16 protein-coding genes are annotated in these 14,602 nt (G+C 45.6%); 15 read left to right on the top strand and 1 reads right to left on the bottom strand.

From position 1 onward, the window contains the following. Nucleotides 1-35 precede the first annotated feature (35 nt). The 15 genes from hisC (at nt 36) to MKX68_RS22665 (ending at nt 13,564) form a co-directional block, all read left to right on the top strand. Nucleotides 36-1,136, top strand: a complete 1,101-nt coding sequence (hisC, locus tag MKX68_RS22595; protein WP_307534835.1) for a histidinol-phosphate transaminase — start codon at nt 36-38, stop codon at nt 1,134-1,136. A 26-nt stretch (nt 1,137-1,162) separates the two neighbouring features. Further along, nucleotides 1,163-2,257, top strand: coding sequence for a prephenate dehydrogenase (locus MKX68_RS22600; protein WP_340914126.1), 1,095 nt, complete (start codon nt 1,163-1,165; stop codon nt 2,255-2,257). A 733-nt stretch (nt 2,258-2,990) separates the two neighbouring features. Further along, nucleotides 2,991-3,584, top strand: a complete 594-nt coding sequence (locus MKX68_RS22605) for an RNA polymerase sigma factor (RefSeq protein ID WP_062835180.1) — start codon at nt 2,991-2,993, stop codon at nt 3,582-3,584. Continuing rightward, nucleotides 3,581-4,216 (top strand): anti-sigma factor family protein, encoded by a 636-nt coding sequence (locus tag MKX68_RS22610; protein ID WP_338587582.1) that lies wholly within the window; start codon nt 3,581-3,583, stop codon nt 4,214-4,216. Before MKX68_RS22605 ends, MKX68_RS22610 begins: the two co-directional genes overlap by 4 nt. Before the next feature lie 43 nt (nt 4,217-4,259). Further along, nucleotides 4,260-4,859 carry a histidine phosphatase family protein gene (locus MKX68_RS22615; RefSeq protein WP_338587581.1) on the top strand — a complete coding sequence of 200 codons (600 nt, stop codon included), beginning with the start codon at nt 4,260-4,262 and terminating at the stop codon, nt 4,857-4,859. A gap of 233 nt (nt 4,860-5,092) precedes the next feature. After that, nucleotides 5,093-6,211, top strand: a complete 1,119-nt coding sequence (locus MKX68_RS22620) for a hypothetical protein (protein ID WP_340914127.1) — start codon at nt 5,093-5,095, stop codon at nt 6,209-6,211. Between the two features lie 44 nt (nt 6,212-6,255). Further along, nucleotides 6,256-6,762 carry a gamma carbonic anhydrase family protein gene (locus MKX68_RS22625; protein ID WP_338587578.1) on the top strand — a complete coding sequence of 169 codons (507 nt, stop codon included), beginning with the start codon at nt 6,256-6,258 and terminating at the stop codon, nt 6,760-6,762. Nucleotides 6,763-6,785: 23 nt separating this feature from the next. Further along, nucleotides 6,786-6,965, top strand: a complete 180-nt coding sequence (locus MKX68_RS22630) for an IDEAL domain-containing protein (RefSeq protein WP_017687723.1) — start codon at nt 6,786-6,788, stop codon at nt 6,963-6,965. Between the two features lie 153 nt (nt 6,966-7,118). Beyond that, complete coding sequence (locus MKX68_RS22635; RefSeq protein WP_339782987.1) at nt 7,119-7,541, top strand: DUF2487 family protein; 423 nt, start codon at nt 7,119-7,121, stop codon at nt 7,539-7,541. Nucleotides 7,542-7,733: 192 nt separating this feature from the next. Continuing rightward, nucleotides 7,734-8,276 (top strand): QcrA and Rieske domain-containing protein, encoded by a 543-nt coding sequence (locus MKX68_RS22640; RefSeq protein ID WP_017687725.1) that lies wholly within the window; start codon nt 7,734-7,736, stop codon nt 8,274-8,276. 15 nt (nt 8,277-8,291) lie between these two features. Continuing rightward, a complete protein-coding gene (qcrB, locus tag MKX68_RS22645; RefSeq protein WP_017687726.1) occupies nt 8,292-8,963 on the top strand; it encodes a menaquinol-cytochrome c reductase cytochrome b subunit in 672 nt (223 codons plus the stop codon). Nucleotides 8,964-8,984: 21 nt separating this feature from the next. Continuing rightward, nucleotides 8,985-9,869 (top strand): menaquinol-cytochrome c reductase cytochrome b/c subunit, encoded by an 885-nt coding sequence (locus MKX68_RS22650; protein WP_091018012.1) that lies wholly within the window; start codon nt 8,985-8,987, stop codon nt 9,867-9,869. A gap of 111 nt (nt 9,870-9,980) precedes the next feature. Next, a complete protein-coding gene (locus tag MKX68_RS22655) occupies nt 9,981-10,607 on the top strand; it encodes a DUF1405 domain-containing protein (RefSeq protein WP_339790573.1) in 627 nt (208 codons plus the stop codon). A gap of 247 nt (nt 10,608-10,854) precedes the next feature. After that, nucleotides 10,855-12,600: a cellulase family glycosylhydrolase gene (locus tag MKX68_RS22660; RefSeq protein ID WP_340914128.1), complete on the top strand. Its 1,746-nt coding sequence runs from the start codon at nt 10,855-10,857 to the stop codon at nt 12,598-12,600. Between the two features lie 94 nt (nt 12,601-12,694). After that, nucleotides 12,695-13,564, top strand: a complete 870-nt coding sequence (locus tag MKX68_RS22665) for a sporulation protein YpjB (RefSeq protein WP_338587573.1) — start codon at nt 12,695-12,697, stop codon at nt 13,562-13,564. 109 nt (nt 13,565-13,673) lie between these two features. On the opposite strand, the gene MKX68_RS22670 is transcribed toward MKX68_RS22665, so the two are convergent. Further along, the gene (locus MKX68_RS22670; RefSeq protein WP_221820340.1) at nt 13,674-14,543 is read right to left on the bottom strand and encodes a YitT family protein; all 870 of its coding nucleotides are present in this window, start codon (nt 14,541-14,543) and stop codon (nt 13,674-13,676) included. Between the last annotated feature and the right edge of the window lie 59 nt (nt 14,544-14,602).

The raw sequence follows: 14,602 nt of genomic DNA on the forward strand, positions 1-14,602 counted from the left end.
GTCTAACATTATTTCAATAACAGGAGGCGGTCGGGTTGAAACCGAAATCCCAGATTGTCAATCTGCCTGTGTACCAGCCAGGCAAACCGATTGAAGAAGTGAAACGTGAACTGGGGCTTGAACAAGTCATCAAGCTGGCCTCCAACGAAAACCCGTACGGCAGTTCTCCTGCCGCCCTGGAAGCCATTACGAGAGAAATGACTAATATAAGCATATACCCAGACGGTAGCTCGGTTGAGCTGACGGGAGTTCTTGCCAAGCATCTTGGCGTTGAACGGAACAACTTAATATTTGGTTGTGGTTCCGATGAGATTATTGCTTTGATCACAAGAGCTTTCTTCTTGCCGGGCGACGAGACCATCATGGCAGATCAGACATTCTCCGTATACAAAAGCAATGCAGATATTGAGGGTGCCGTGACCATCGAAGTGCCTCTGAAAGATGGAACGCATGATCTGAGTGCGATGCTTGCGCAAATTAACGACAAAACCAAAGCAGTATGGGTGTGTAATCCCAATAATCCGACAGGTACGATTATCTCCGAGCAGGAACTTACAGCCTTTATGGACCGTGTGCCTGCTCATGTGATGGTCATACTGGACGAAGCTTATTATGAATTCGTAACCGATGAAGCATACCCGCAAAGCGTACCATTGATCGAACGGTATCCGAACTTGGTCATACTGCGGACATTCTCCAAAATCTACGGTTTGGCTTCGCTCCGGATCGGGTACGGCATTGCACGTCCCGAAATAATTGATTTGATTAACCGTGTACGTGAACCGTTTAACACCTCCCGTTTTGGACAGGTTGCGGCAACTGCTGCACTTCTGGATCAGGATTTTGTTCAAGAGTGCTCGAAGCGGAATGCAACGGATCGGGATTACCTGCAAAATGAATTTACACGGCTCGGATTGTCGTATTTCCCTTCACAGGGCAATTTCATTATGGTTGATCTGGATATGCCTTCAGCAATTGCGTTCCAATCCTTGCTCAAACAAGGCATTATCGTTCGCCCAGGATTCCACGTATACCCAACTTACATTCGTGTGTCCGTCGGAACATCAGAACAGAACCGTGCATTTGTCACGGCACTGGAGAACACGCTGGCTGAGAAGGCGGTAGCACGCCCTTAATACTGGCGATGAAAGAGTGAGGACCCATGAAACTAAAAATTGCAATGATTGGTGTAGGACTTATCGGCGGTTCACTTGCGCTCTGCTTCAAAGGCAAACCAGGTGTAACCGTGATGGGCTACGCCCACTTGGATGAACTGAAGGACAAGTACATAGCGAGCGGTGTAGTGGATGATGCTACGCTCTCTCTGGAAGAAGCGGTAGAGGATGCCGACTTTATTTTTTTGTGCGTTCCCGTAGGTTTGCTTGAATCCTATTTTGAAAAGCTCTCCAAGCTGCCATTGAAAAAAGGATGTATCATCACGGACGTAGGAAGCACTAAAGCTTCCATTGCCACTTGTGCGGAGCATGTGCGGTTGACTGATGCTTACTTCATTGGTGGTCATCCTATGGCAGGGTCGGAGCGTGCAGGCGTAGATGCGGCCTCAGCCGTGTTGTTCGAGAATGCATACTATGTCTTAACCCCTTCAGAACATGTACCTGAGGAAGCCTACAGCAGGCTGTCTGAGCTGCTTGCGTATACGCGGGCACAGATCGTGCGTGTGGAGCCTCTGCTGCACGATGACATCGTGGGGGCGATTAGTCATCTGCCACATGTTATTGCTGTTGCGCTGGTGAATCAGGTGCGTGAATATAATGAGTCGAATCCACTGTATAAAATGCTGGCTGCAGGTGGTTTCCGGGATATTACCCGGATTGCGTCCAGTGATGCGATTGTGTGGAGAGATATCTTGCTTAGCAACCGTGATGTACTGCTGGGCTTGCTTAAGGACTGGAATAGCCAGATGACGGCCTTTACGGATATGCTGGAGCATAAGAACGGTGAAGGCATAGAGGAGGCATTCCGTCAGGCCCGCGAGTTCCGCAGTATATTACCAGAACGACGCAAAGGCATGATTTCGCCGTTATTTGATCTGTATACTGATGTCCAGGATGCACCGGGTATGATCGGTAAGATCGCAACTGAGCTTGGGGCGAATGACATCAACTTGAGCAACTTGGAGATTATCGAGAACCGGGTGGATGTGCCGGGCATTATGCGTCTGTCTTTCCGTCAGGAAGAAGATATGGAACGAGCCAAGACGTTATTGGATTCCTTAGGTTATCAAGTGTGGATATAAGACGAGAAAGAGGGCGAAAGCCCTCTTTTTTGTGAGGTTGTATTGGAGTTGTTATTTGATTTTCAGTCACGAAAAAAAGGATGTATTATCCTGATTTACCGAAAGATATAATTAATTCAAACAATTTTATTGAAAGTGTTGACAAAATGAAAACGTATACATATAATAAGGGTACAGTATGGTTTCTCTCCACTCCTATCCAATAACTGTATTGCTCCACGTGAGCAATGGCCGCTTATGTAAGCGGTCTTTTTTTTTTGTCTTAAAAAGTTATGAGAAAGGCATTGATATGTTTATAGTTACACTTAACCTTAAACTTACATCCTCTATTTACATCTCCCTCCTTAATCTGTTAGGATACCTAAGATCAAATAAATATCACATTTTTGTAACCTTTTCGGTATGTCGTCCGTCTATATAAGCAAGGGTTACCAAAAAGGCTCAAAATGAAGTCATGAACGTGAAAATGACCGCATATGAATGACAGGTCGGGTTCTGTGGATACCAATGGATTTGCCAGGATGATGCAGACCGTTGTACAATAAATACTGTTAATGTAGAAACGTTGGGGAAATTGCCATTACATAGGGGAATTTGGCGGGAAGGCCAGTTATGGCGCTGAACGCTGTTTATATGCGGTGAGAACCGCAACTTTTTTGTGCCTGTTCGGTAATACATGGATAGAGTCGAACGGGGAGAAGCACATGGATGGGCGAGGAGGGGTCGCACTCAAATGACGGATTCCCAGTTGATTCGAGAGATCAAGGAAGGTAACCTGGAGTTATATTCCGAGCTGATGAGTCGTTATCAGCGTAAAATACTGGCTTTCGTATATCATATGTTGAAAAGTTCCAATATGGAGCTGCTTGCGGAAGATCTCTGTTCTGAGACTTTCTATAAGGCGTTCCGCAGTCTGCACTCTTTCCGTGAGGTGGATGCCTCATTCTCAACCTGGTTATATACCATTGCGAGAAATACGGTACTGAGTGAGCTTCGCAAACAGCGCAGCGGAAATGTCCCACTTGAAGAGAGCGGGATTGTCCCCGTTGCTCCTTCGGAGAATGCACCGGAGTATGCTGTACTACGCAGCGAGCGGGTGATGCTGGTTAGGGATGCGATTAACAATTTGCCGGAGAAGCAGCGTTCTGCGATTATACTCCGCGAGTATGATCAATTAGACTACCAAGAGATTGCGAATATTCTTGGGCAGAGCGTCAGTTCTGTGAAATCGCTATTATTCAGAGCAAGATCAAGCGTAAAAACTCAATTGGAACCTTATTTCTTCGAACCGGTGTACGAGCCATATGAAGGGATGAAGAACCGATGAATTGCAATGAAGCCCAGGAACTGTTTGCACTGGTCTGGGACTTGCCGGAAAATCATCCTCAGCGGATTGCATTTCATGCTCATCTCGCTGGTTGTGAAGAGTGCTCCGAGCAGTTTGAGGTCTGGGAAGAAGCCCAGATCTTGCTGCACAGCATCCCGGTTCCAGTGACAGAACAACAGGCAGAGAGAGTGAACCGTAACGTTATGGATCGGATCTATGCGGAGTCTCCATGGTTATTGCCGGAAGAGGCAAAGGTTAATCGTTTCTCTGCTGTGATCCGTAAGCATATGTCTTTGTGGATCGCCGCGTTCCTGGCTATTTTTTTATGCAGCTTTCTGTATATGGCAATGTTTAAGCCAGACGTATCAGAAGCTGAGCAAACCAAGGTTGTTGCTACAGGTATCCTGGAGACAGGGGTTGCCGGAAGCGGACCATCGTCCTCTGGAATGTATCAGTACAACATGACTGGAGCGGACAGAGGAAGTATCATGGAACCTTTTGTTGTGAGCATGGGACCTGCTTATCCGCAGTATTGGATGGCACTTTCTTTACTTGCAATAGGAATGGCGTTATTTTCTCTTGGACGTATGCATCGAACAACGAATAAACGCAAACAAGGTGCGAGTGCATAGGTAATAACCTTTCGTTCGCCGTGTGGAGAAATGAGGGATGTAAGTGCGAATCGGGCTTATTCGTCACGGTCTTACAGACTGGAATGCGGCGGGCCGTATACAGGGTCAGACGGATATTCCTCTGAATGGAGAAGGTCGTGAACAGGCAGAGCGCCTGGGAAGACGTCTGCTGACGGAAGAATACCAATGGGACTATATCATCACAAGTGGATTATCGCGTGCTCAGGAAACAGGGGAGATTATCTCTAAACTGTTGAATGTACCTTTGCTTGAGCCGGACGCACGGTTGAAAGAAAGGGCTTTTGGTCAGATTGAAGGTCTGACTTCAGAAGAACGGGTTGCCCGTTGGGGAAAATCCTGGGAGACATTGGACTTGGGACAGGAGCAGATAGCGGATATCCAGATTCGTGCACTGGCGTTTCTGGAAGATCTATGGTCTGCCTATTCGGACCAAAACGTGCTCATTGTCACTCACGGAGCTTTTCTGGCCAACCTGTTAACAGCCTTGTTTAAAGATCGGTACACAGAACGGATTGGAAACCTGTCATTGACGATCCTGGAAAAGGAACGTGATGACTGGAGTCCGCTGTTATATAATTGCACACGACATCTGTCTTTGGACACAGCGAAACAACCTGAGTAATCTAACTTGGGTTGTTTTTTTGCGTTTTATGGGGAAATAAAGACTTTATATGATTTCAAACCTCTCATTTTTCTTCTGATTGACCAACTTGGGGCATAGTATGGTTTAAAACATAAAAGATTTCCAAAAAGAGGTTTAGATTATGGGAATTCCGTCAACGATGTTTACAAAACCAAACTATTTCAGGCTCCTAATCAGCAGTCGAAGTAGTTAACGGGCGAGGCGATGGACCCATGAATCTAGCGGATATGCTTACTTTTGCCGATATTGGCCAGCTTAATCGAATAGCAGACTATTACCAATGTGAATGCAAGCCCAATTCCAAACATGAACTCATCCAGAGTATTCTCACTACATTGGGCAGCAGACCCTTTTTTGAGCAGCAGGTACGTCAACTGAATCAAGCAGATCAGCGCTTTTTGAACAACTTGTTGTTTGATCCTCGCCAGTATTATGGTATGGAAGAACTCATTGCCATAGCCCGTCAATCGATGGACAAAAAGGAGAGTGAGGCTGGCGCGAGTCCACGTGATCTCATCGTTCGCTTTAATAAGAGTGGATGGTTGTTCAATGGGACAACGCAGCAGACCAGGTATTTGTATCAGGTACCCCAGGATCTGAAATTAAGATTCAGGGATGTGTTATCCACACATCTGCGAGCAGGCATTACCAAAACAACGGAACCACCCATGTATCGGGATGAATATCATCTCTTAGCGGATGATCTCAAGTTGTTCCTGCAGTTTGTCCAGCAGCACGAAATTACCCTTAACGCTGAAGGCATGATGTACCGTCGCTCTCAACAGCAGATTATGGAGCATCTGCACATTAGTGAGGAATTGGTGGGCAAAGGTGGATGGAGATTCGGATATGGCCGTTCCTTCAAGGATTACCCGGATCGTTTTGCACTTCTCTACGACTATGCATTTCACCATCGGCTGGTTCGTGAGGAGCAAGGCACGCTGAAGTTGTCACCAGCTGGAGAAGACAAGCTGGGGGCAGAGAAAACAGCCGAAATGATACAGCTATTTAGGTTTTGGTTAAGATTGTATAAAGGTGCTATTCCCAATCTGTCCTCTATTGTGTACTGGACAGGCGAATGTGCCCAAGAATGGTCAACCGCCGAGTCGCTGTTTCGTCAGATCGGTCCATTCATTCAGCCGTTCTATTATGATACGGTTGAGGCCATCTATGATAACAGAATTGTTAAATTGATGTTGCATCTTGGCATGGTCCGTATTGGGGAACATGAGGAAGGCCGGACGATACAAATGACAGCCTGGGGCACACGTCTTGCTGCATCCTGTCGCTCCATCTCAGGAGACATTACGCCTATTATGTTTGACAAGTGAAGGACAAGTTGCTAAAATCACTCCCAAATTAAGGAGTGATAATAATGATAATTCCATACAAAGGTCTACAACCTCAGTTACACCCTTCGGTATATATGGCTGAAGGTGCAAAACTGATCGGTGATTTGAGAATGGGAGAAGAGTCTTCCGTCTGGTTCAATGCAGTCCTGCGGGCTGATTTGGCTCCTATTATCATTGGAAAGCGCTGTAATATTCAAGATAACGTTGTTGGGCATGTCAATACTGATCAACCTTTGATTGTGGAAGATGATGTCTCAGTAGGACATACAGCGATCATTCATGGTTGTCGTATTGGAACAGGATCATTAATCGGCATGGGAGCCATTCTGCTGAATGGAGCCGATATTGGCGAATATACGCTGATTGGAGCCGGTTCTGTTGTTACTGAGAATAGTAAAATTCCGCCCTATACTCTTGCTTTGGGGACACCTGCCAAAGTGATACGTGAGCTGACTGATGCCGATCTGGAGCGGATGTCCAGAACTTCACTGGGTTATGTTACCAAAGGAAAAGAATATAGGAGCTCTTAAATCCGTTTTGGAGGTGCATCCTATTGGATAAAATGAAAGTTACGTATGAAGTCATGTTGGGGCTGGCAGCTGAGATGGTGTGGGACGAAGCGCTTCGCAAACAGCGCAGCGAGAAGCTCTATTTGGAAATCGATAAAGCGTTAGCTACCGGAGACGAAGTAGCTTTCCGGAGTCTGACGGATGAACTGAGGACCATAAACTGATTAGCAAAATAGTTCCTTTCTGAGATAAAAGGGAATGCGCAGATGCGTGTTTCCTTTTTTTGATATGTGTAATTCCGAAATGAATGTCTGGATTTATAAGATATAGTCATATATAATATGGGAATAAAATGGATAGAAAGGGGATATAGGGAATTGAAATTCAGTGAGATGACTCAAGACAGCTGGGCTGAACTGCAACTCTATCTGGATACATGCCTTATTCCATACACAGCTCTTAGCGGTGAGCAGTCGCCAGTTGAAGCTACCGAGGCGTTGGAGCGGCTGAGAGATTTTCTGGATCTGGTCGAAATTCCTTTCAAAGGGAGAATCATGACTTATCCAGCCTTTCATTATGCTAATTCGGAATTGTCAATGACATTAAATTCCTTGTCTGCACAGCTTAAATCCTCAGGATTCAAATATGTGGTTATTATGTCATCAGATGGTCATTTGGGTGGCGTGGACATTCCAGCTGCTGATCTGGTTTTGAGTCGGTCCGTCTTAACTCATGAGGTCGGAGAAGAGGGGATTGCGAGATTTATAGGGGAAAAGATACGAGAGTTGTGGAAAAAATAGTTTTTAACGACAAATGTGACAATTTACCAACAATTTTTTAATAACGCTTACAATTGAACCTTAAAAATGTGTGACAAATTCTTGACGGTGTTCTAGGGCTACTATATGATTATGTATGTTCTAGTAAGTCGTGGAATTTATGAAAATGAAAACGTTTGAGAGAGTTGGCTGAAAAAGGGGGTTGGAGACAGTATGAGCAGTGAGCATGACCACCACGAAGCTTCATTGAAATTGCCAAGCCGCATGGAGATGTCACGCAGGCAGTTTTTGACGTACACGCTTGGTGGAGCTACAGCCTACATGGCCGCCGGTGCAATCCTTCCTATGGTCCGTTTTGCGGTGGACCCGATTTTGCAACATAAGGGAGAAGGCACCTCTGTCAAAGTAGCTGAAATCAGCAAAATTACGAATGAGCCTCAAGAATTCACCTTTGAACTTAAACAACAGGATGGTTGGTATCTGAGTAATGCATCGTTAGTGGCGTGGATTCGCAAAGACGAGCAGGGAAAAATTTATGCACTCTCACCTATCTGTAAACATCTGGGATGTACAGTAGGCTGGAATAGTGACAAGCAATACCCTGACGAGTATCATTGCCCCTGCCATGGCGCGCACTATGACAAGGAAGGGAAGAATCTTGCCGTAGCCCCCAAACCGCTGGATGAGTACGTAGTCAAGGAAGAGCAGGGTTGGGTATATCTGGGCGACATTGTTCCGAACACCCGAGTGAATTAGGAGGCGTGAACGCAGATGTTTAAAAATGTCTATGACTGGATTGACGAGCGTCTTGACATCACGCCAATCTGGCGGGACGTTGCGGATCATGAAGTTCCAGAGCATGTAAATCCGGCTCATCACTTTTCCGCATTCGTGTACTGCTTTGGTGGATTGACGTTCTTTATTACTGTTATTCAGATTTTGTCAGGCATGTTCCTGACCATGTATTACGTACCTGATATTATCAATGCCTACGCAAGTGTGGAGTACCTGCAGACCAAAGTAGCCTTCGGCCAAATTGTTCGCGGCATGCACCACTGGGGAGCCAGTCTGGTTATCGTAATGATGTTCTTACATACGATGCGTGTGTTCTTTACAGGCTCTTACAAGGCACCGCGTGAAATGAACTGGGTTGTCGGCATGCTGATCTTTTTCGTCATGTTGGGCCTGGGGCTGACAGGGTACTTGTTGCCATGGGATAACAAAGCCTATTTTGCAACAAAAGTAACACTGGAGATTGCCAATACGGTTCCTTGGTTGGGACCGATTATTAAAGAATTCCTGCAAGGCGGTACGATTGTCGGTGCACAGACACTAACCCGATTCTTTGCCCTGCATGTATTCTTCCTCCCCGCTGTGCTTCTGGTGCTTCTGGTCGGACACTTTATCATGATCCGCAGACAGGGCATTTCGGGACCACTATAAACTGAGAAGGGAGGAATCGCAATGGCTCACGGACATAAGAAGGATGATGAGGAAAAGGTTATCTTTGTCGGTGATTCACGGGTCCGTAAAGGGGCGGGATTTATTACCCCTCCTGATTACACGGCGTATCCCGGCAAATCAGAAGCCTTTATTCCCAACTTCCTGCTGAAAGAATGGATGGTTGGTGTCGTTGTATTGGTGGGGATTCTGGTTCTCACGATCTCAGAACCTGCACCTTTAGGCTATCCGGCCAATCCGAGCGCATCCGTAATTCCTATGCCGGACTGGTACTTCCTTTTTCTGTATCAGTACTTGAAGTATCCATATGCATCGGGCGATTACGTTTTGCTCGGGGTACTGGGGGTCAGCGGAGTCGCTTTTGGAGCGTTGCTGCTGGCACCATTCCTGGATACAGGCAAGGAGCGGCGTTTTTATAAACGCCCAATTGCTTCATCACTGATGATTTTGTCGGTCATTTCTGTATTTTACCTGACAAATGTAGCGTGGACGCACTACGAGCATGAGTTGGAAGCAAGTGGACAGAAGCCTGAACATATTCAACGTGAAGAAGAAGCGCTGGAGAGGCGTGAGCAGGGGCTCCCACCCGTTTCCAATGCACCTGGACAGCAAGAAGAAGTTGCGATCGTGGAACAGGATGATCCTGCAATGGAAACGTACAAAAAGGCTGGATGTATTGGTTGTCATGCGGCTGATATGAAGGGCGCAAGTGGACCTTCACTTCGGGGTGTGGGTGACAAGCACAGCCAGGAAGAGATTCTGACCATTATCAAAGAAGGTTATAACGAGATGCCTGCGATGTACGATCAAGCGATTGCTCAAGGCGTCACGGATGAAGAGATTACTCATCTGACCGAATGGCTTGCGAAACAGAAAGCAGAACAGTAAAATCAAAATAACCAATGAAACCTGATCGTTTATGCGGTCAGGTTTTTTTGAAGTGTTTTTTGGACAGCACTGTATCGTGCACAATACATGATGAAGGAAGGGGCAGGGAATGTGGCTTTATCGTATTTCTGGAGTAGGGAATTTCTGACCAATCGTTATTTCCTGTGGCTATTATTTTGGTGTAATGCGCTAGGAACGGTATACGGATACATCTGGTACGGAGAGCAAATGAAATTGACGCTGGCTGAGCAGCCGGTGTGGCAGATCGTATTTGTGCCGGATAGTCCAACAGCGAGTTTGTTTTTTACTTTAGCGTTGTTATGGATCTTGTACCCACCACGGTCCATCATTATCAAACGGATCGGACATGTGATTCAGGCGCTTGCCGTGGTCACATCTGTGAAATATGGCGTGTGGGCCGTATCCATTATTTTCGCTGGCTGGATGCAAGGCGGTACACAGCACTGGCAAGACTGGATGTTGATTGCTTCGCATAGTGCGATGGCCATTGAAGCTCTTATATATGTACGCTTTTTCGGCTTCCGCTGGGCTGCCCTTGTTGTTGCAGGTCTCTGGACGCTGTTGAACGATACGATGGATTATACATATGATATTTACCCTTGGTTACCCGCTTCCCTCTATGATCATGTAGATGGTGTGCGTAATTTCACATTCGGACTGACACTGGTGAGCATTCTGTGCGCGTGGCTGGCCTTAAGACAGGCAAGACGTACCTGATCTCATACTTTGGAGAGATAATAACACGTCTCATGAAGAGTCGCTATTTTAGCGGCTTTTTTTGTGTCCAAAATGTGTCCATATTGTGCTATTTCATGGCTTGAAAATCAAGGATATCTCCATTCTGCATCTTATAATAAAATTGAAACTGGATTTTGAAATTATTTTCCATAATTACTCAATATTGAAAGGGGTGACGAGTTGTGATCAGCTTTGTAAGTTAATCCGGAGAGGGAAGGTGACATGTATGATGAAGAGAACAAGAATAGTAAAACTATTAATTGTATTTTTGATAGCGCTATCCATTTCATATCAAGTTGATGATGGGAATTCTCAAGCCAATGCCGCTCCACAAACTCCATCTCAGGCATATGTACAGAAAATGGGCAAAGGCTGGAACGTATTCAACACCTATGACAGTTTTAGAACCGACGATCTCGCCCTGTCTGACGAAACCTCCTGGGGACAGCCACAAGTAACCCAAGAATTAATATTATCAGCCAAAGCAAAAGGCTTTGATAGTATTCGGATTCCAATGACTGCCTATACAAGGTATACACTAGGTGCAGATGGACACTATGTGATCCATTCCGAATGGTTGGCCAAATATAAGCAAGTGGTTGATTGGGCCGTTGATGCAGACCTGTATGTGATGATCAACCTTCATCACGATTCCTGGACATGGCTTTCCAATTGGGATGGAAATAAGGCGTCAGAGGAGTATAAAAGGTATGTAGATCTCTGGAGGCAGCTTGCTAATCATTTTAAGAATGAACCTGAGCAGGTCATGTTTGAGACAATGAATGAACCTTATTTTGAAAATGATACAGGAACCATCACCAAACAGGATAAATTGGATATGATCAATCAGGCTGCATATGATGTTATCCGCAGCTCTGGTGGAAATAATGCCACAAGAATGATTGTTATTCCAACGTATTCTACAAGCGCAGATATGGATAAAGCCAACGCATCCTATCATTTTATTGCGGGGCTGAACGATCCAAACTTGATCGCCACTGTGCATTTTTATAGTGACTGGGTCTTCAGCGGCAACTTGGGTAGAACGGGCTTTGATGAAAAGCTTTACGATGGAGTTCAAGATACGCCAAGAAGCAATATAGACCAGATGTTTAACACAGTAAATCATGCCTTAATTTCCAAGGGAATTGGAGTTGTTATTGGAGAATATGGCTGGTTATCCCCTGATGATGGCGCGGCGAAAATGCAGTCAGGTGAAAAACGGAAATATCTTGAATATCTGAACTACAAGGCATCGCAATATGGAGTTAGCTCAATGATATGGCCAGGTGCGTTTTGGAGGGTTCCACCTTTTAACTGGCATGATGAATATGGAACTACCATTCAAGCAGCTAATATGAAACAGCGTTCTTCCTATTCCACAGGTCTAAATGAAATCTATGTTAATCAGCAAGCTGCAAACGATATCCAAATTCCGCTTACTCTGAATGGAAACAGCTTTAAGCACATTAAGGGAGTCCATAAAAAATATTACTCATTGGATGAAGCTACCTCAACACTTACGATCTCTAAAGAATTTATAAACGAGAAATTCAATCAGGCTTCAAACGGCATTATTGCTGATTTGGTTTTTGAATTCTCGAAAGGCGCAGAATGGCATCAGCTTATTGTCAAACATTCAATGCCTGTGTTTGAAATGACCGCAGGCACAATAACCGAAGGAATCGTCATTCCGGTCCAATATAACGGGACCAACGTAAGACGTGCCTCACTTCTCGATGAATCTGGTAACCGAATAGGCGGCAATTCCTGGTTTCCATATATGAAGTTTGGCAGTGATTTTACAGCTGACTATACGGATGGAACATTCACCCTTTTGAAAGATGCGTTTGACAGCTCGGTTCCGGATGGAAAACTGAAGGTCAGGATCGAATTTTACGATGGCCAGAGTATGAACTATTCCATTCAGAAAAGCGGAAATAATGTAACAGGTTTAGGTATCGTTTTCTAAATGAAGTGTCATAAGTCGAGTAGGATACGGAATCGTCCTCTGCTTGTTCTAACGAACTGTCCCCCGCCATACATTGGTGGTGGGAGGGATGTCCATGAAGAGAACGTTTGGGATCAAAACTGGCTTATTGGTGGTATCGTTCATGGCTCTGCTGCTTTGGACGAACTTAGCATATCGTGTATCCGCACAAAGTGAAGCATTGAATTCGATTTCAGATCAGCAAGTGTCCACAAACAATTCAATTGCACAGCTTAATGAGGAAGCAGCCATATTGTATCGTCAGGCGCTCGAGAACAATATTGAAGAAGTGCGAGGCAGCATTCTGCGTATCAGTAAAAGTCTGGAGCATATCTCCTTTGAGGGACAAACAACCGTCGAGGGCATTCACGCCTTGTCCGAAACCATAGTTGAAGTGAAACAAGCCGTTGTGAAGGTGAAAAATGACGATGCTTCTCTTCAGCAGTCCTCTGCCAAACTCAGACTTGCAGCAGATAGTCTTGCGAATCCAACCAAGCCTTTATGGCTCCAGTATTATAAAATCGTGAAAAACGATCTGGACGCTTTATCCGCTGCTACAAATCAAGGCCAAACTGCGGCTGTACTTGCAAACCGCTACACCGTTCTGGAGGAGCATTATGAGACGATTCGTCCTGCTGCACTGATTCGTCGTGAACCGTATGAGATTGCTCAGATGGACGCTTGGTTATCTCATACCAAAGGGCTTACCGCTGCAAAGCAGCCTGATCTGGCTCAATTAAAGAGCATGGTGGGCCATGGGGAGGAACTGGTGAACCAGTTGTTTGGTCGCGAGAAGGACGAGAGTGCTTTTGTACCGTTTGTACAGGGTCCTGATCGCAGGGCAGCCGGGTTGCTCATTAGTTCGGTCATTGTCGCGACGTTAAGTTACGCCGGATATCGTAAATATCGTGCGCAGCAGCAGGGGATTTTTCCTTTTCGGCGCTAATCGGATATGAAGTTGATCGTGGTATATAAAAAAGACCTCTTTCCGCATAAACAGCCACGCTAATGGCTCTTCATGTGAAAAGAGGTTTTCTTGTAGTTTCTGTGTTATATCAGCTTTCTTTGAAACCTTCGCCATGTACATCGTGAACATCGCTGATGATGACAAAAGCTCTGGGGTCAATGGAACGTACAATGGTCTGCAGTCGCCTGAACTCTTGCCTGGAGATCACACAGTAGGCCATGTGTTTGGCCTGTTTAGAGTACGCGCCAATGGCTGGAATGAGGGTAACGCCACGATCCATATCCCGTGTGATCTGGTCCGCAATCTCGGGTGCGTGGTCACTAATGATCATAAATGCCCGGGCAGAATATGCACCTTCCTGAATAAAGTCGATGACTTTAGAGGCGATGAATACAGCTACAAGTGTATACAGAATTTTTTCTTTGGGGATGTAGATGAGAGAGAGCCCGATAATGACGAAGTCGATGCCCAGTAATACTCGTCCCATACTCCATCCATACTTGCGGTTGAGAATACGAGCGATAATGTCTGAACCGCCCGTCGTTCCACCCCAACGAAATACGATACCAAGGCCGGCTCCGAGGGTAACACCTGCATATAGTGCTGCTAACAGTAAGTCATTCTCGGTATGTAATGGTTCAATCCAGCCCAGATGAATCAACTTCTCAAACAACCACAGAAAAACAGTCAGTGCCCCGATTCCGATACCCGTATAGATCATCTGTCTGCCGCCCAAAATTTTGAGCCCGATCAGAAAAAGGGGAACATTCAGAATCAAGGTTGTAAGTGAAGGTGAGATGCCAAAAGCGTAATTGATCAGCACCGTAACCCCGGTGAGGCCACCTTCCATAAGCTGGTTGGGGATAATAAAATAGAGGAGCCCAAAGGCATATAAGGCTGTACCCAGCACGATGGGAAGAACCAGTTTAACTTGAACCCAGGTTTTGGCAGTGCTCATAAGATCCCTCGCTGTAGATAAATTAGAATGAAGAAGCAATCATTCCCATCTAGTATACC

The organism is Paenibacillus sp. FSL M8-0212 (assembly GCF_038004645.1).
In the GTDB taxonomy this organism is placed as follows: domain Bacteria; phylum Bacillota; class Bacilli; order Paenibacillales; family Paenibacillaceae; genus Paenibacillus.